14 protein-coding genes are annotated in these 19,999 nt (G+C 37.9%); all 14 read right to left on the minus strand.

Translation table 11 applies throughout. The features are described 5' to 3' along the window. Window positions 1–274: 274 nt before the first annotated feature. The 14 genes from hemL to tig all read right to left on the minus strand — a co-directional run bounded on the left by hemL (window position 275) and on the right by tig (window position 19,897). Entirely contained in the window at window positions 275–1,567 is a 1,293-nt protein-coding gene (gene hemL / locus V6670_RS16035; protein WP_058844884.1) for a glutamate-1-semialdehyde 2,1-aminomutase, read from the minus strand. Then, window positions 1,568–2,548, minus strand: a complete 981-nt coding sequence (gene hemB / locus V6670_RS16040) for a porphobilinogen synthase (protein ID WP_036123992.1) — start codon at window positions 2,546–2,548, stop codon at window positions 1,568–1,570. It lies immediately after the preceding gene. Beyond that, complete coding sequence (locus V6670_RS16045) at window positions 2,545–3,306, minus strand: uroporphyrinogen-III synthase (protein WP_338651652.1); 762 nt, start codon at window positions 3,304–3,306, stop codon at window positions 2,545–2,547. Before V6670_RS16045 ends, hemB begins: the two co-directional genes overlap by 4 nt. After that, a complete protein-coding gene (hemC, locus tag V6670_RS16050; RefSeq protein ID WP_338651653.1) occupies window positions 3,296–4,228 on the minus strand; it encodes a hydroxymethylbilane synthase in 933 nt (310 codons plus the stop codon). Before hemC ends, V6670_RS16045 begins: the two co-directional genes overlap by 11 nt. A gap of 18 nt (window positions 4,229–4,246) precedes the next feature. Beyond that, the gene (ccsA, locus tag V6670_RS16055; protein WP_338651654.1) at window positions 4,247–5,059 is read right to left on the minus strand and encodes a cytochrome c biogenesis protein CcsA; all 813 of its coding nucleotides are present in this window, start codon (window positions 5,057–5,059) and stop codon (window positions 4,247–4,249) included. Between the two features lie 197 nt (window positions 5,060–5,256). Beyond that, window positions 5,257–6,621: a glutamyl-tRNA reductase gene (gene hemA, locus V6670_RS16060; RefSeq protein WP_036123975.1), complete on the minus strand. Its 1,365-nt coding sequence runs from the start codon at window positions 6,619–6,621 to the stop codon at window positions 5,257–5,259. Between the two features lie 198 nt (window positions 6,622–6,819). Next, window positions 6,820–9,741, minus strand: a complete 2,922-nt coding sequence (locus V6670_RS16065) for a VWA domain-containing protein (RefSeq protein WP_338651655.1) — start codon at window positions 9,739–9,741, stop codon at window positions 6,820–6,822. Window positions 9,742–9,759: 18 nt separating this feature from the next. Next, window positions 9,760–11,208: an S-layer homology domain-containing protein gene (locus V6670_RS16070; protein ID WP_338651656.1), complete on the minus strand. Its 1,449-nt coding sequence runs from the start codon at window positions 11,206–11,208 to the stop codon at window positions 9,760–9,762. A 194-nt stretch (window positions 11,209–11,402) separates the two neighbouring features. Then, a complete protein-coding gene (locus V6670_RS16075; protein WP_036123966.1) occupies window positions 11,403–13,061 on the minus strand; it encodes a hypothetical protein in 1,659 nt (552 codons plus the stop codon). 140 nt (window positions 13,062–13,201) lie between these two features. Then, a complete protein-coding gene (locus V6670_RS16080; protein WP_082673761.1) occupies window positions 13,202–13,375 on the minus strand; it encodes a YjfB family protein in 174 nt (57 codons plus the stop codon). Window positions 13,376–13,513: 138 nt separating this feature from the next. Beyond that, on the minus strand, window positions 13,514–14,095 hold the full coding sequence (yihA, locus tag V6670_RS16085; RefSeq protein ID WP_036123963.1) for a ribosome biogenesis GTP-binding protein YihA/YsxC: 582 nt from the start codon (window positions 14,093–14,095) through the stop codon (window positions 13,514–13,516). A 4-nt stretch (window positions 14,096–14,099) separates the two neighbouring features. After that, entirely contained in the window at window positions 14,100–16,424 is a 2,325-nt protein-coding gene (lon, locus tag V6670_RS16090; protein WP_058844880.1) for an endopeptidase La, read from the minus strand. 230 nt (window positions 16,425–16,654) lie between these two features. Then, a complete protein-coding gene (gene clpX, locus V6670_RS16095; protein WP_036123956.1) occupies window positions 16,655–17,926 on the minus strand; it encodes an ATP-dependent protease ATP-binding subunit ClpX in 1,272 nt (423 codons plus the stop codon). A gap of 681 nt (window positions 17,927–18,607) precedes the next feature. Next, window positions 18,608–19,897 (minus strand): trigger factor, encoded by a 1,290-nt coding sequence (tig, locus tag V6670_RS16100; RefSeq protein WP_338651657.1) that lies wholly within the window; start codon window positions 19,895–19,897, stop codon window positions 18,608–18,610. Between the last annotated feature and the right edge of the window lie 102 nt (window positions 19,898–19,999).

Raw genomic sequence — 19,999 nt, forward strand, 5'->3', positions numbered from 1 at the left:
ATTATAAACGATATCGCCCACAATTTGGCTATGCTGAAAGATATAATTTTAACAAAAACAGGTCCTTCATCCAGTATAGAAGTTCTTATTTGCTAGTTAATATATGCTATACTTTCTCTTTTGCTCATTCATTGCTCAAGTACTAGAATGACTTCCATCATAGAAAACCATTAATCGTAAGCGCTTGCGGTTTTCTGTCTCTGTCGCTTCACTTTAAGCTGAATTAAGCTAAAAAAGGCACGCTAGATTTGTTTCTAGCATGCCCTAAACGTTGTTATCTTGCTAATTGTGCAAATACTTTATGGAAGGCATCCACTGTTTTAGCAATATGTTCTTCCGTATGTGCTGTGGAAATAAATAATCCCTCAAACTGAGAAGGTGGTAGGAAAATCCCTTCCTCTGCCATCAGGCGGAAGTATTCAGCGAATAATTGTAAATCAGATGATTTAGCTGAAGCAAAATCAATAACATCTTCATTCGTAAAGAAGAAACCAATCATAGAACCAGCACGATTAACCGTGTGTGGAATATTGTATTTTGTTGCGGCTTCACGGAAACCTGCTTCCAGCAGATCACCTAATTTTTTAAAGTAATCATACGTACTATGGTCTAAGCGTGATAACGTTTCGTAGCCGGCTGTCATCGCTAATGGATTCCCAGATAGTGTACCTGCTTGATAAATAGGGCCAGCTGGTGCTACTTGCTCCATAATCTCTTTTTTCCCAGCAAATGCTCCTACCGGCAGACCACCACCGATTACTTTTCCTAAAGTAGTTATATCAGGCGTGACATCAAAATAGCCTTGTGCACAGCCATAATCTACACGGAAACCTGTCATAACCTCATCAAAGATTAATATTGCACCGTGCTCCGTTGTAAGGGCACGTAGACCTTCTAAGAAACCTGGCTGTGGTGGTACAACCCCCATATTCCCTGCAACTGGCTCCACAATGACTGCTGCTAGCTCTGCACCAAATTTCTCGAACACCGTTTTTGCCCCTTCTAAATCGTTGTAGGCAACTGTTAACGTATTTCGAGCGATATCTGCCGGTACACCAGGGCTGTCAGGTAAGCCTAATGTGGCTACACCAGAGCCAGCTTTAATCAATAAGGAATCACCATGACCATGATAAGAGCCTTCAAATTTTAAAATCTTATCACGTCCAGTAACACCACGAGCTACACGTAAGGCAGACATAGTAGCCTCTGTTCCTGAAGAAACAAAGCGAATCATTTCCATACCTGGAAGACGATCTAAAACTAATTGAGCTAAACGATTTTCTGTATAGCTTGGCGCACCAAAGGAAGAGCCTTTTGCTGCTGTGTCAGCAATTGCTTTCACTACCTCTGGATGAGTATGGCCTAAAATCAGTGGCCCCCAAGATAATACATAATCAATATATTCGTTGCCATCAATATCTTTAATAATAGCACCGTGGCCAGATTCCATGAAAATCGGATCCATATTTACTGATTTGAATGCACGTACTGGGCTACTAACGCCACCTGGCATTAATTGAACAGCTTCAGCATAAGCTTGCTTTGATTTTTCGTAAGAACGTGTCATTTATTTCTCCTCCAACCAACGTGCAGCATCTTTTGCATGATACGTAATGATTAAATCAGAGCCTGCACGTTTCATACCTAATAATGTTTCAAGCACAACTTTTTTCTCTTCAATCCAACCATTCATAGCAGCCGCTTTAATCATTGCATATTCACCTGAAACATTATACGCAACAAGCGGTAGTGGATAGTTATTTTTCATATCTCGAATAATATCTAAGTAGCTAAGGGCAGGTTTTACAATTAAGAAATCTGCGCCTTCTTCGATATCTGACTCTGCCTCACGGAAAGCCTCTAAACGGTTCGATGGATCCATTTGGTAGGACTTACGATCACCAAATTGCGGTGCACCATCTGCAGCGTCACGGAACGGACCATAGTAGCTAGATGCATATTTGACTGCATACGACATGATTGGAATATGCTCGAATCCTGCTTCATCTAGACCGGCACGGATTGCTGTAACAAAGCCATCCATCATATTAGATGGAGCAATAATATCTGCACCAGCTTTTGCTTGTGACACAGCTGTACGGGCTAACACATCTAATGAAGGGTCATTTAAAATCTGATCGCCTTCAATTAAGCCACAATGTCCATGGTCTGTAAATTCACATAAGCATGTATCGGCAATGACTAATAGCTCAGGATGACGTGCTTTAATAAGTCGTGTCGCTTCTTGAACAATGCCATGATCATGGAACGCACCTGTTCCAACAGCATCTTTTTCAGCTGGTAAACCAAATAAAATAACCGCAGGAATTCCTAATGCCACAACCTCATCAATTTCAGCTTCTAGTTTATCCAATGAAAATTGAAAAACGCCAGGCATTGAATGTACTTCATTTTTAATATTTTCGCCTTCAATTACAAAAATAGGATAGATCAGGTCCTCTTTATGTAAGTATGTTTCTTTTACCATTGATCGCATCGTTGCATTAGCACGCAAACGACGATGTCTTTGAAATTGTAGTTTTGTCATGATTTGTCCCCTACTTTCATAATTTCTTCGATAACTGCTTGCATGGTATATACACTTGGCATAATCTCCACAGTAGCACCGTATTGTTCAAGAGCCGCTTCCGTAATATGACCAATGGCTGCAATACGAGTTGCTCGCCAGCCAACATGTGATGCTACATCCCTTGCATACACATCAACAGCTGATGGACTAGCAAAAATGACCGTGACATCTTGATGTTGCTCGATGCATTTGAGAATAACTGAGGTTTGATCATGTCGTTCCCTCGTTTCATAAACAGTCCACTCTCTTACTTCAAAGGGCAGTCCATCCTTCAGCGTACTTTTCGCCTTCTCTCCACGAATAAACAAACATCTCGGAAGATTACCTGCTACACTCGGAAATTCTTGGACGAAAATATCAGCACTAAATACAGAAGGCATAAAGCTCACTTGAAATCCTAGCTTTTCTAATGCTGTCGTTGTTTTTGTTCCAATGGAAGCAATTTTCCCTTGGAAGTGATCGGCATTCAAATGATGCCGCAGCATTTTACGAGCAAAAGCATCGACAGCATTTTGACTCGTAAAAATAAGCCAATCAAATTGATTCGCACAATTCAATCGTTCAGCATCATTATTGTCTAATCGTTCGCATGTTTCTATTAATGGGGCAATGATGGCATGGCCACCTAAAGCTGTTATATTGTCGACAATGGTTGTTGTCTTAGATGTCCCCGTTAAAAGGATGGTTTTACCTTTTAGAGGTAAATTACTTGGCATCTTGCTCTGCCTTTACACGTTGAATCAGTTCGAAAGCGCCCTGTTCTGTTAAAATAGCAGCCAGCTCTTCCCCAATTTTTTGTGCGTCTGTTCCTACTACTGTTTCCTTATACAAAACAGAAGCATCTGGAGCTGCGACAAGGCCAGTTAATGTCATTTTGCTCCCATTTGAAGTGGCATACCCAGCGATTGGTACCTGACAGCCACCATCCATTGCTGCCAAAAAGGCACGTTCCGCATGTGCCTCTTGCCAAGTGGATGGATCCGTTAATTTTCCTAACTCAGCTAATAGCTCCGCATCATCTCCACGACATTCAATACCAAGAGAGCCTTGCGCTACTGCTGGCAGACAATGTTCTACAGGTAAAAACTCTGTGACTACATCATCACTCCAGCCAAGACGTTTCAAACCAGCGGCTGCTAGAATAATTGCATCATATTCCTCTGTCTCCAACTTAGCTAAACGTGTATCAACATTTCCTCGAATCCATTTAATCTCGATATCTGGGCGTACTGTTAATAGCTGTGCACTGCGACGTAATGAACTTGTCCCAACTACCGCTCCCGCAGGAAGTTCTGCAAATTTAACATGACCTTTCGAAATAAAGGCATCACGTGCATCTTCACGTGGAGGAATGCAACCAATCACTAACCCTTCTGGCAACACAGCAGGCATATCTTTCATAGAATGCACAGCAAAATCAATTTCTTTATCGTAGAGAGCTTGTTCGATTTCTTTCACAAACAATCCTTTTCCCCCTACTTTTGAAAGCTGCACATCTAAAATTTGATCCCCTTTTGTTACGATCTCTTTTACTTCAAATTCAAATGGGGCACCAGCCGCTTTTAATTCATTAATGAACCAATTTGTTTGAGTTAGCGCTAGCTTACTTCTCCTAGAACCTACAATAATTTTTCTCAACAGTCTCCAACCTTTCTTCTAATACCATAAATGGAATCGCGATAAACTACTTCCTAGGAAGAAGTTCACAACAACTAATAGATAGGCATAAATATGTACCCATGCATAAGTTGTTCCTGTCAGCTTGCTTTTGCGATTCACATATAGGATAAAGCAATACAAAATTAAAATAATGAAGGACCCTATGATTTTCGAATCGAAAATCGAAAGACTCTCTAATGTTAATAGTGCCCATTCAAACCCTAATATTAAACTTATAAATAACATCGGAATCCCAATAAAAAATGAAATATTCATCCAGCTACTCGTTTGCTGTAGGGATGGTAATCTTGTCCATAAATGTGTCCACTTTTTCTTTTTCAGTAAACGATATAGAACGAGATACAAAATGGCAAACACGAATGTTAAAGTGAACGCTGCATATGACAGTATCGCAAATGATATATGAATAAAAAGCATTTCCGAAATTAATGTCTCTCCGACGGCTCCTGTAGGGCGTTTAGGCATAAATGTAAAGATACTAGCGAATAAAAATCCTAGTATATTAATAATAAACACCGGTAAGTCCACCTTCGCAATACAGTGAAGGATAATCGATAACGTCACAAGTAACCAGGAATAAAATAAAATTCCCTCGGACAAGGATAGAATCGGAAAACGCTTTGTTTCCACAAATGTTAAAATAATAATGGCACTTTGAATCATCCATACAAATGAAACAAGCCAAAAAGCAATGCGTCTTGCTCGTACTTGCTTATAAAAATAATCAGTAAAGTAAAAAACTAGACTGATCGCATACAAGACGATCATCACTTCATATAGTCTCGTCATGGTCAAATCAGCCAATAGACATCCCTTCTTTGTAGTAAAATGGTCAAGCTAGTATCTCTCAGAAAACAAAAAAAACGTTTTCGTATCCTTAGTTTACCATACAGATACGAAAACGCCTCTTGTAATATCAGTAGAGAATCCAATTGCGCAAAGTACTTACGTACAACCATTTTGGCTACGCGTACACATTGGATATTTTAGAAAGAGTACTTTGGCTCAGCAGAAGTTTGAGATGCCTTTGAGCGTTCTTTACGCTCTAGATCTTGCTTTGTCATCTCCTGAACTTCAACTTCAACAGCCTCTTCTATACCAAAAATTTGTTGGAATAAACGTAACTGTTCATTTGCTTTTGGTTCATTTGCCAATTCTTTAGCTTGTAAAATTGGCTCTTTTAACAATTGATTGATAATAGATTTTGTATGTTTGCTTAAAATTTTACGTTCACGATCCGTTAAATCTGGCATTTTATTTTCGATACTAATCATCGTCTCTTCTTGAATACGATTAGCTTTTTTACGTAACGCTGAGATGACTGGTACTACACCAAGCGTTGCTACCCAGTCTTTAAATTGGTCAACTTCTTTGCCAATCATATCTGTAATATCAGCAGCAGCACGTTCACGCTCTGCTAAATTCGCTTCAACTATACCTTGTAAATCATCAATATCATATAAGAAAACATTTGGTAAGTCGCCTACTCGTGGATCAATGTCACGAGGAACAGCAATATCAACCATAAACAAAGGTTTTCCTTTACGTAAACGTTCCACAAATTGCATCAGCTCATAATCAATAACAAAATCTGTTGCACCTGTTGAAGTGATTAAAATATCCGCCTCTAAGAGAGAACATTGTAATTCCTTCATTGACTTGGCTTCTCCGTGGAATTTAGCTGCTAAAGTTTCTGCTTTTTCAAATGTACGGTTGATGACAGTAACTTTTCCTACGCCACTACCGTAAAGATTCTCAATAGCAAGTTCCCCCATTTTTCCTGCACCTAAAATAGCTACATGCTTACGTTGTAAAGAGCCAAAAATTTTCTTAGCTAATTCAACGGCTGCATAGGAAACAGATACTGCATTCTCACCAATCGCTGTTTCATTATGTGCACGTTTTGCAAAGGTTACCGCTTGTTTAAATAGCTGATTATAAACCGTACCTGTTGTACCAATCTCTTGTCCACTTAAAAAGCTTTTTTTTACTTGCCCTAAAATTTGCGTTTCACCAAGAACCATTGAATCGATTCCAGCTGTCACTTTAAATAAATGTTCGATTGCCTCATCTTCTTCACGAATCGTTAAATACGAAGAAAATGTCTCCACAGGCAAATCAAACCATTTGGCTAAAAATTGTTTCACAAAATGACGTCCAGTATGCAATTGATCCACAACAGCATATATTTCTGTACGGTTACAAGTCGAAACAATAACGTTTTCTAAAATACTTTTTTGCTTTTGCAGCGCTTCCATTGCTTGTGGTAGTTCACTCTCAATGAATGATAACTTCTCACGTATTTCAACAGGCGCTGATTTATAATTCAAGCCTACTACGATGGTATGCATGAATAACACCTCACACGTTCTAATTCACAAATCTCATTATAGCACAGTTCGACAATAGTTCATCACTAATTTGTGAACATGTCATGAAGAACTGCAATTCGTCATCTACATTAGAATTATTATAAACTAAGTGTAACAAATTATACGTCTTGTTTCAAATTAAAAAACTGCCCCCACTGTTTGGGGGCAGTTTGCTTATTAATTTGTAATTGTAACTGTTTGTAACGCGATTATATTGCCATCTTTATCATATGCCACAAACTGGATTTCATTATTGACTTTAAAGTCCTGCATCGTTTGTACAGTTTTCGTTAACATATAAACATGATCACTACGCTTTTGTAATTCAAATTGGACATCTCCACTAATCGAATTGTAGCGTACATTCATCTTATCAACGTTTTGACAATTACCATCAACTCGAGCGCTCATTGTAAGATAGCCTTTTCGTAGCGAAACGCTTGTTTCTTCAAATAAATCTTCCGGGTTGATACAGCTTGAAGCAGGTGTTTTACATAAAATAGTATCAATTAACTTCTGGAACACTTGATGCAATTTTAGATTATCAATTGCATGGAAATATGCTCCGCCAGTTTCTGTAGACAATTGCATTAATGTGGCATCATTTACTTGTGATTTTTTGCCCATACTTACAGTGTACACTTTAACGCCTTGCTTTTTCGCCTCATTAATAACCTTCGTCATTTTGGCTTTACTTGTTTTACCGTCAGATACTACGACAATCGCTTTGGCTGTTTTTGTATCATTTGAGAATTTTGTTAGTGCAATATCAATACCAGCAAAAATATCTGTCGCACCCTTCTCTTTGGATGCTTTGTAAAGGTCTTTCTTCAGCACAGCATCTGTCGTTCCCTCACCAAGAACCGTTGCTTTTGTATTCGTTTCGATGACGATATTATTTTTTGCTTTCAATTGATTGATCAGCTCAATCATTTTTTTGCCACGATAATTCGTTGGATCAACTGCCTTCATAGAAGAAGAATAGTCGACTACATAGGCAATCTCTGTTGCTAACGAACATGAATTTTTACTAAAGTATGGATTAGTAAAAATATCTTTCGTTACTGTTTTATCTTTTAAACCCCTTAAAATTGTTGCATAGCGAGGATCTATTGGATTAACGAGTGTTGCCTCCACTTTTGATTTTCCATAAATAATTGAGTCAAAGTAGGCTACGGCCGTACCTGGGCTACCTGTATTATTTAATGGATCTGAAGTATTCGTAATGAATGAAGCTGTTTTTTCCACGCCATCATACTTAATTTTAACGGTTCCTTGATAATCCGTCACAGGCTCTCCACCAGGGCGAACTAAAGTCACCATAACTTTTGTATATCGATCTTTCCCAGATGGTCTTGAGGCTGCATCGGCACTTTCTTTCAATGCATCTACACGTTTTTTGTAGGCCTCTACTTGCCCAAGTAATTTCCCGCCTTGATATTTTAATAACACCGTACGGTCATAGTTACTTAAGTTAGTGAAGATAGCATAAATTTTCATCACACTATCATAGTGCTCTAATGTTAGATTTTTTTCATCTGGCATTTCTTTCATAAGTTGAATAATGGCGCCGACCGGATTAATATTTTCAACCTGTGATGCAATATCATCATCAATCCCTTGAACGCGATAAATTGGACGACCGTCTTCCGAAATCATATACATGATTTCAGTTTTAGCAGGTGTAGTCACAGAGTCGAGAAGACGACCTTTTATTAGTTCTTCAAATAAGAAAACGGAAATATCATAGTTTTCAAATTGTAATATTGCATGTTCATACCCTAATGCTGGATATCTAGGGTCAGATCCACCATAACGCAAATAGACATTTTGTACATTCCCCAAAGCATCTGTTACATTTGTTTGCTGCCCAATACTAAATAGCTTTTTATCCCCATCATAAGCAAAAGGAATTGGATCATACACATCAATTAAGTTTTGTGTGAAGAACTCTGGCAATTTTTCATAAGGGATATATGGAGGTGTCACATTGCCATTATCATCATCTGAATTTGCAGGATCATATACTTGATAATCAATACGTAATTCTGGCTGTGGTGAATAACGAACTTCTGCATTTAGCTTCTCCCCAACAAGACATTTCATAGCTGGATCCGTATTATTCACTAGCTCAAAAGAGATAGTATCACGTACTGATTTAGTTAATGATGGTGCGATAACGATAGCTGATACAGTCGAGCCGTCAGATTGGACAGTTTTAACTGCTTCTCCAGATGTATCAACAATTGTGCCGTAAGATGACGTAACTTTGAACGTATACGATTTATCATCCGCAATCGGGTCACCATTACAAGCCTTTAGCGATACGGTCACAAGTGTAGAATCTACATCGTTCGCAATTAAATCTGGCTTTTCCACCACAATGCTTTGCAATGCATTATTAACATTGTTAGGGCCAGTAAAATCATTGGAATTATCCTTTGGTACTTCAAAATCAGAACTGTTGGAGCCCATGAAACCAGGCGGTAAAGTGATACTGTCATTATCACGACCTGCTGCACTACGTTTTAATCCTTGTACAGCAAAATTGCCATTTTGAACAGCTCTATATAAAAAGGTTGCAACATCACCACGTGTTAGTTTAGTAGAAGGATTAAAACTAGCAAATGTTTTTTTGCCTGAGCTACTTGTAGATAATTCATTTGAATATAAATATTGTACAGCCTGTGGTTCATCTAAATCTAAGCCTTTAAAGGCAGCATAAATTCGAGCAAATTGGCCACGTGTAACGGCTTTTGTTCGATTAGCATTCACATTTGTACCATTAAACGGTAAATAAAAATCACTATAGAAATTATAAGCAACACTATCAATATATGATAATGCATAGTTACGATCCAGCTTAGCAAACATCAAGATAAGCTCTCGTTCCGTTACTTGTTCATTTGGTAAAAAGTTATTGGCACTGTTCAAGGGCATTAAGTCATTGTCAACTGCCCAAGAAATAGCCTTATAATTATTGCTATTTGTAGGAACATCTTTAATTGTTGTAGCTGCTTGCGTGACGACAGGCGTTGCTGTCATCAGTATTAGCATGAAGCAAAGCGTAGTGAGCAATGCTTTTTTTACATAGGTCATTTTTGTTCAGTCCTTTCCTTAGTTAAAGAACAATATGTCATCACGATAGTTTTGCTTTAAGTCATCTTCTAAATATTTCAAGAAACGCTCTAGAACAACTGATGCCTCTGCACGAGTTAATGGTTTATTTGGATTAAAACGACCGGCCGAGTCGCCAATCATAAGACCAATTTCATTTGCAATATAGATGCCATCTCTTGCATAGTTTGGAATCTGGTTTTCATCTTTAAATTTCGTTATATAGCCAGGATTTGGTGCTCTATTTTCAAGGCCTAAGGCACGAACAAAAATAGTGGCAGCCTGTGCTCTTGTTATGGCACTATCTGGCTTAAAGTAATCAGCAGATACACCTTTAATTATCCCTTTATTTAAGGCTGTCTCTATATAACCATAATCTTTAACAGAACGCTTTAAATCTCTAAACACGCTTGTAGTTGCAGTCTTTTTTGATTTCTTTTCTTCAAACACACGTAAATCTACTGCTTTACCAATTGCTGTTGTAAAGTCTATGCGTTTCATCGGTGTGTTTGGAGAGAAGAAATTACTTGAATCTGAATAAATTCCTAGAGAATATAGCTTTTCAATGGCTTCTTTTGCATAGTGATTAGTTAAATCACGGAATTTAGGAATAATAAGACGCTCGATCGTTGGCATGTATTCTGTATCTAAATCAAGCGTACCTTTTTGTCCAGAAGATAAATCATAAGTGTATTCAGAAATAACATCCTTTTCACTTAAAACTGCATAGCCACCCTCAAAACTTCCTAAACTACCAAGGTTTTCTTCATAATTTAAAACACGTGATTTACTTGTAGATAAACGATTTTTCACATGGCTTGTCTTGCCATTACTATAGGAATAAACTGACTCTGTAATTTGTGTTTCTGTTGCTCCCCAAAAATTTTCATAGCCAGCATGTCGACTATCTGTTTCAATCGTTACTGTGTTTTGAACTGCGTTTTTTCCTTTTCCTGTTTCAAATGCATACGTTTTTCGCGAGATTACATTTCCTGAGTAATAATCAGAGGCTGCACGATTATCCGTAACCGTTCCTTGAGAAAATTGATAATCGACTAATGTATAAGTAATAGATCCAATCGTAATTTTCTCAGTATACTTTTTAACCTCACCATTGGATGTTTTTTGGCCGAGTACCGCATAATCTACTACATCAGATTCGTAGGCAATGTTTCTTGTCAATGTAGCCCCATTGCTTGCCGTTAGCTTCATGCTATACGTTTCTGTTAACTTACCTTTGGATTCCTTTTGTGCAATTTTAAGATCTTTACTTGTTCCCTTAAAAATAACTGGTGTCCCTGACAGGAACACGGCTTCCTCATATGTATACTCGTTTTTTACAGCACCTGTTGTTTCTAATGAAGCAGCCGATGCATTGAACGGGATAGTAGTTCCAATTACAAAAATAACAAGAACTACCAACGTTATTTTGGATAAATATTTTTGCATTTGCTTTTCCTCTCTTTCACTGTGCATGAAGTGCATAATGAAGCTTGGTCTCTATGACTAACAAAAAATCTGCTCGTCTATCGAATGTATTCAAGCCTATGCGAAGTACCTTCCTCTTTTCAGATCATGTATACATCGCCTTTTTGCAAATACTATTCGCATTAGACTCGCAGATTCTTTCTTTGTCTTTTATGCTAATCTACTAAAATAAAATGAGCTTTCACAAATCGATCCGATAAGACAACTAAACGATCGGATGGTTGTAAGTCAGAAGCTTGAATGACTTTTCCCGCTTTAATCAACGTCGCTTGGTCAATATTCACATTAACCATTTCACCCGCTTCATACCAACGACCATTTTGCCATTGGCTCACACTCTTGACATTTAGCACAGCAGGATACGTAGATTTTACTGATTGTAGCTTCCCTGTCAGCATTAATGGAGCAACAGGTTTAGCATTATTTAAAATATGAAGTGCTTGTACATGCCCTTCCTTCACATAGAAGTAACCATAATCACCTTCAGATAAGTAAAGTTCAATATCCGGCATGACACTATATGTTTTATTGCCGTCATCCACTAAAGCTTTTGTGGAATTACTTACTGACAGTACCGTACGTTCAGTTTTCTTGAAAACATTCGATTCAATTTTCATCGCATCGTCAATCTCAATTAAATAACCATCTGCTTGAGCTAAGCGTCCATAATATAATTCATGACCAGCTAAGTTAGGTGATATAAAGCTATCACTTGTCACTTGTACAACCTGTGCATAATGATCACGAGCAGCACCGTCTGTAATGACAAAAGCAGTACCATACGCCATCAGCCCAGTAGGTTCAATTAAACGCCCATTCCGAATTAAAATGGTACCATTATGGAAGTACATTGAGCCCGCTGTTTTTAGTTTCAACAGTTTATAATCTGTATCTACAGAAAGCATTGGCTCATAATACGTTCGCTCATTATTTTTCAATACTACAATCTTCTCAATTACTTCTTTCCCAAATTGTTTAACTGTCGCATAGTATGCTTCACTACCTATATAATTTTTCAGTTGACCTTTCTCTACTTTCGTATTGCCAACATATATTGGCACCTTGGATGTAAAAGACATTGTCGAAAGGTCATTTGTTGTTTGTGAGCCAAATTGCCAATTAACAAAGGCATGTTGGTTTTTCACGGTTAATTTATTAGCATTTGGATTGACCGCTTGTATTTCGCCTTTGTATAAGTTTTCCACTAGAGTACCTGTTTCACTAATGGCTACTTTCGTAACCACAGAGGTATTTTTATTTTTAAAACTTAGTTTAACTCGATCACCAACATATAACGCACTAATATCTGTTGCTGAAGAGCCTTTTTGATAATTGGTTTCTTTGTTTATATAGTAGGTTGTTTCTGCACCAACATCTGGTTTTACCATAATAAATAATCCATTTGGATCAATACTCGTTACGACACCAGCCGACGTTTTAACGCTACCTCCAGTTGATGTTCCATTCGTTTCTATTGGTGTATTAGATGTACCACGAAGTTCTACAACACTTCTTAAGGATATTTCAGCCTCCACTGCCATGCCCATTTTAAAGCCCTCAATAGTCGTAGACGTATTATTAATTGATAAACGAGTGTTCTTATTAATATTGAATGTGACTGTTCGTCCACGATCATTTTGCAATGTCACTTTGCTAAGCTGCTTTTCTATCGTACCATCTGGCTTTGTATATTCTGAATACGTTACATCGACAAAGGTCCCCGTCACCAATTGGGCTGCTTTTGCAGGTTGGCTAAAGGAAAATCCAATAACCATCAGTAACATCAGCATTAGTATGTATGAATACTTTCTCAAAAATCCTGCCTCCTTACTAAATATTAGTAATAGTATATCGTATTATTGGTAGTTTTTCTTATTCGAAAAGTTACATTTTAGAAGTTTCAAACATTCTTAAAAGTAAAGGTAGCTTTCAACTTCAAGCTACCTTGCCTGCATTACACTTGAATATCTATTGTATGTCCGGCTGTTGGATGTGGAGCATCTAACATTTCAACTAATTGTTCTGTGTTTTGTTGCTGCATATCCATAGCCTGTTTCGTAACAGCTAAAGATACATTTTGCATAAGTGTCGCTTGATTCATTGCCATTGATAAAGCTGCGATATCCATCTAGTCCACCTCCTATCTCATTTATCGGACAAATTGTTTAATCATCAAGCGTTTTCCCCAATTTTCTACTTATCTTACTGGTAAAAAGACAAAAAACATCTACTGTCCTAACGACTAGACACAATAGATGTTTTTACATTACATTTTATTTTCAATTGTTTCCCAAACTTCTTCAAAGCCAAGACCCGTTTCCGAAGAAAAGACAATAAGTGGATCACTTTTCTCCAGTTCCAATGTCTCTTTGACAATTTTTTTATGTTTATCCCATTTACCTTTTGGAATTTTATCTGCCTTCGTTGCAATAACAATACAAGGAATATTGTAGTGCTTTAAAAAATCATACATCATGCGATCATCTGCTGTTGGTGGGTGACGCAAATCTATAATTTGTACAACCGCTTTTAATTCCTGGCGCCCTGTAAAGTAACGCTCGATCATTTTTCCCCAAGCTTCGCGTTCAGACTTAGAAACCTTTGCATATCCATAACCGGGAACATCCACAAAAAATAATTGTTCTTCGATTTTATAAAAGTTAAGGGTTTGTGTTTTACCAGGCTTCGAAGAAATCCGCGCTAAAGCTTTACGTCCAATCATTCGATTAATGAAGGAAGATTTCCCTACATTCGAACGACCAGCTAATGCAAATTCTGGCAGTCCATCTTCTGGATATTGGTCTGGCCTTACCGCACTAATGACCATTTCGACATTATGGACTTTCATTTTTCTAAAAACCTCCGTCCAGTGCATAGGCTAATACTTCATCAGCCGACGACACTAGTTTAAATGTTAGTTGCTCACGGACACTGTCAGGAATATCTTCTATGTCACGTTCATTATCTTTTGGACAAATAATCGTTGTTAAGCCTGCACGGTGAGCACTTAATGTTTTTTCTTTTAGACCGCCAATTGGCAATACACGACCGCGTAACGTAATTTCACCAGTCATACCTACCTCACGGCGAATCGGACGATGTAGAATCGCTGAGACAATAGCTGTTGCCATTGTAATACCAGCGGATGGTCCATCTTTTGGTACAGCCCCTTCTGGCACATGGATATGAATATCATGATTATCAAAATATTCTGCATCCACATTAAGTTGTTCCATTTTCGTACGAACATAGGATAATGCTGTCTGAGCAGATTCCTTCATGACTTCACCAAGTTTACCAGTTAGCTGTAACTTCCCTTTACCTGGTGTTAAGGATACTTCAATTTGAAGTGTATCTCCACCGACTGTTGTATAAGCAAGCCCTGTAGCGACTCCCACTTGATTTTCCTTTTCAGCCTGTCCATAACGGAAGCGATGTTTACCAAGTAATTCTTGTACAGACTTTGAGCTAACTGTTACTCGTTTTTTCTCACCAGATACAATTACTTTGGCAATTTTACGACAAAGTGTAGCAATTTGCCGTTCTAAACCACGAACGCCTGCCTCACGTGTATAATAACGTATAATGTCGAGGACTGCTTCATCCTTCATTACCACTTGTGTTTTTTTCAAGCCATGTTCTTTAAGTTGCTTTGGTATTAAGTGGTTTTTCGTTATTTGGGCTTTTTCAATTTCTGTATAACCCGCAATAGAAATCACTTCCATACGATCTAACAATGGTCCTGGAATACTGCTTAAATCATTGGCTGTTGCAATAAATAATACATTCGATAAATCATACGGTTCCTCAATATAATGATCACTAAATGTATTGTTTTGCGCAGGATCTAAAACCTCTAGCATTGCCGCTGCTGGGTCACCTCTAAAATCATTCGACATTTTATCAATTTCATCCAATAAAAATACCGGATTAATGGTACCCGCTTTTTTCATTCCTTGAATGATACGTCCTGGCATTGCGCCTACATACGTTCGTCGATGTCCACGAATTTCAGATTCATCACGCACGCCACCTAATGAAATACGAATAAACTTACGATCTAAGCTCTCCGCAATAGAGCGAGCTAACGATGTTTTCCCCACACCTGGTGGTCCTGCCAAGCATAAAATAGGTCCTCTAAGCGAATTTTTCAGCTGACGCACAGCTAAATACTCCAAAACTCGTTCTTTGACTTTTTCTAATCCATCATGATCTCGATTTAAAATATTCTCAGCATGGGCAATATTCATGCGATCTTCTGTTGAATTTGTCCATGGTAATGAGATGAGCCAATCGATGTAATTGCGAATAACGCCGCTTTCTGCACTGGCACTTGGTATTTTTTCATATCGATCTAATTCTTTCAGTGCCGCCTCTTTTGTTGACTCTGGCATACCCGCTTCGTCAATACGCTTACGCAATTCCGCTACTTCTCCAGTCTTCCCTTCGCGGTCTCCCAGCTCTGTTTGAATAGCTTTCATTTGCTCACGCAAATAATATTCCTTCTGCGTACGCTCCATTGATTGCTTTACTTTAGAATTAATTTTCTTTTCTAAATCTAACACTTCTTGTTCATCGTGCAAACGAATAATTAAGTGATCTAATCGTTTTTTTACATTCAGCATTTCCAATACTTCTTGCTTATCCGCAATCTTAAATGGTAAATGAGAAGCAATGATATCTGCTAAACGGCCAGGCTCTTCAATATCTGTTACAGTGTTGATGGTTTCAGTCGTAATCTTATTGGAGGATTTTGCATATTTTTCAAAATACGTCATTAATGTACGCATCAATGCCTGCGTTTCTACATCTTTATCTATTGACTCCTCTTTTACGTCAACATCCACAACAGTATACTTCTCTAACGCACGGTAGTTATTCCAGGTAGCACGCGATACCCCTTCTACTAGTATACGCAATGTGCCATTTGGTAATTTTAGCATTTGTTTAACAAAAGCCATCGTACCAACTGCATACAAATCTTGCTCTTCTGGCTGTTCATCGTGCATTTCTTTTTGTGTCACCAATAAAATCATTTGGTCCTCTAACATCGCCTGCTCTAGCGCCGCTACAGAACGATTTCTACCCACATCAATATGTAACACCATCGATGGGTATACTAAAAGTCCACGTAAAGGCAATAATGGTACATTTGTTGTTTTTTGTATTGTCACCATGCGGGCATTCACCTCCGTCAAAATTTTCATGTTCACATCCCGCGCTACTAGTATGTGTTTAAAAAATTGATTCACACTAGTTATTGAAGCGAGCCAAAAATTTCTTCAAGTTACAGCTGGCTTTATGTAGGAATGAATAAAAAGCTGACTGTCGATATGTGCGAATATTGCACAATCGAAGTCAGCTAATTACTCTCTATCTCACAACGGTAGACAGCCACATCTATTCGTTATGCTGAAGTTTTAGTGTCGCTACCTTCATCGAGTTCAGTGCCATCTTCAAGAAGCAATTTCGGTTTTTCTTTATCCGTAATTGTTTTTGCTGTAATGATACATTTTTTTACGTCTTCACGGGAAGGCAATTCGTACATTACATCAAGCATTGTTGACTCAATAATTGAACGAAGACCACGCGCACCTGTTTTACGCTCAATCGCTTCCTTCGCAATTGCCACAAGAGCCCCTTCATCAAATTCAAGCTCAACACCATCTATTTCAAGCATTTTTTGATACTGCTTAGCTAGTGCATTTTTTGGCTCCGTTAAAATTTGTACAAGTGCAGCTTCATTTAATTGCTCTAGACTCGCAAGTACAGGTAATCGACCAATGAACTCTGGTATTAGACCAAATTTCAGTAGATCCTCAGGAATCAGCTTGGACATGATAGAACCTTCATCAACTTCTACTTTATTCGGATCTGAACCGAACCCAATTACTTTTTCCCCTTGTCGGCGTTTAATGATAGTTTCAATACCATCGAATGCACCACCAACAATGAAAAGAATATTGGTTGTATCAATTTGTAAAAACTCTTGATGAGGGTGTTTTCGTCCTCCTTGTGGTGGAACACTTGCAACTGTTCCTTCTAAAATTTTAAGGAGTGCCTGCTGAACACCTTCGCCAGAAACATCTCGTGTAATCGATGGGTTTTCTGACTTTCGTGCAACTTTATCGATTTCATCAATATAGATAATCCCTTTTTCAGCACGCTCGATATCATAATCTGCTGATTGGATTAGCTTTAATAAAATATTTTCTACGTCCTCACCGACATAACCTGCTTCAGTTAGTGAGGTAGCATCCGCAATTGCGAATGGAACATTTAATATACGTGCTAACGTTTGAGCTAATAAAGTTTTACCGCTACCAGTTGGGCCGATTAACACAATGTTCGATTTTGCTAATTCAACATCATCAATTTTACTGTTCGTATTGATGCGTTTATAGTGATTGTAAACTGCGACTGCCAATGCTTTTTTAGCACGCTCTTGTCCAATTACATACTCATCTAGAATCGTTAGGATCTCTTTCGGTTTTGGGATATCTTGGAATTCGATTTCCTCTTCTACACCTAGTTCCTCTACAACGATTTCGGAACAAAGCTCGATACATTCATCACAAATATAAACACCTGGACCTGCAACTAATTTACGTACTTGTTCCTGTGGTTTTCCACAGAATGAGCATTTTAAATTGCCTTTTTCATCATTAAATTTGAACAATATGTTTCACCCCTATTCAAGCAACAATCTTACAAGATTATTGAACCTTTATCAAATAAATTGTCTGCATCATTTACTGCTCGGCGTTCCTGCCTACATAGATTATAACGCATCGTCATGTACTTTACTTCATTTGTCTCCTGAAGCACTGTAGAAACCTGTTACCTTTGCCACCTTACGCGCTATAAAGTTACGGCTCTTCCCTCCAGTTATACAAAAGAATAACTGATCTCTATTTATAAATCTACTACATGCATGGACCGAGGGCTTTTTTCATTCAAAAGAATAAGTCATGTTAATAAGATCTATCTGAATGAAGTTAAATTTAGCATCGTATCAATTTCGCCTTGACGCAAGGTCATCTAAATTTTAAATTGTGCTAGCACCTTTAATTTCTCGAAACCTGTCAATGGCTCTATCTTCATTCAGTGATTGGACACACACTACAAAGTCTATATAGAATACAACACTCCCCTAAAAAGAAGAGGTCTTTTGTACTGATCTATACTTTCAGTACAAACATCTGCTGAATGAAAATAAAAACTAAAACAATACTATGTATAAGTGAAGTAAAAAGAGAACTAAACTTTAAGGGGACTGATTTTAAGAGTTTATGTGATAAAACAAGGCACGGATTAATGCCGTACCTTGTTTTTTTTAACTATCTAATTACACAAAAACCTATTCAGTAATTTTAGCGTTTTCTACTAAAAATTCAACTGTTTTTTGGATTTTGATGTCGTTTTCAAGTACTGCTGTTCCACCTAAAGCACCTGTGATTTGATCTTTTGTCATGTTGAATTGAGCAGCCATTTTTTCTAATTCTGCTTCAATATCAGCTTCAGTTGCCTCAATTTTTTCAGCTTCAGCAATCGCTTCAAGTGTTAATGATACACGTACACGGCTTTCTGCTTCTTCTTTCATTTGGCCACGTAGATCTTCTTCTGATTGACCAGAGAATTGATAGTAAAGATCTAAGTTCATACCTTGCGTTTGTAAGCGTTGACCGAACTCTTGTAACATACGATCAGTTTCAGAGTTGATCATCCCTGCTGGTACTTCAAATTCAGCATTTTCAGCAGCTTTTTCTACTAGCTCATCACGAAGAGCTGCATCTGATTCTGCTACTTTTTGCTCTGCAGTTTGTTCTTTAATTTTAGTGCGTAAAGCTTCTACGCCTTCTACTTCTGGATCAATTTCTTTTGCGAACTCATCATTTAACTCTGGAAGAACTTTTGTTTTAACTTCTTTCACAGTTACTTTGAATGTAGCTTCTTTACCAGCTAATTCAGCTGCATGGTATTCTTCTGGGAATGTCACAACAACATCTTTAGATTCGCCAGCTTTTAAACCTACTAATTGCTCTTCAAACCCAGGAATGAATGAACCTGAACCGATTTCTAGTGGATAGTCTTCACCTTTACCACCTTCAAAAGCTTCTCCACCTACGAAACCTTCGAAGTCGATTACAGCTGTATCACCTTCTACGATTGCTTCATCTTCTTTAATTTCTAGCTCAGCTTTACGAGCTAATTGTTCTTGAATTTGAGCATCCACTTCTTCATCTGTTACTTCTACTGGAAGTTTAGACACTTCTAGACCTTTGTAGTCACCAAGCTTTGGTTCTGGTTTCACTGTTACTTGTGCAGTGAAAGTGAAGTCTTGGCCATGTACAAAGTTTTCTGTACCAGAGATTTCTGGGTAATCAACTGGCATAATTCCAGCATCATCAATTGCTTTTGCATAAGAATCAGGAACGATGATTTCTAATGCATCTTGGTATAGAGATTCGATACCAAAACGTTGTTCAAACATTTTACGAGGCATTTTACCTTTACGGAAACCTGGTACGTTAATTTGTTTTACAACTTTTTTGAACGCTTGGTCCATTGCTGCATCTACTTCTACAGCAGGTACTTCGATTGTAAGAGTACCGATATTACCTTCTTGTTTTTCCCATTTTGCTGACATGTATAAATACCTCCAAATAAATAATCAAGTTTAGATGTTAGACAATTCATTCGTAACTACGATTTTGACAACCATTTCAGTATAACATAGATGAGTATAGTT

The organism is Lysinibacillus sp. Y5S-8 (assembly GCF_036894365.1).
GTDB classification, from domain to species: domain Bacteria; phylum Bacillota; class Bacilli; order Bacillales_A; family Planococcaceae; genus Lysinibacillus; species Lysinibacillus fusiformis_D.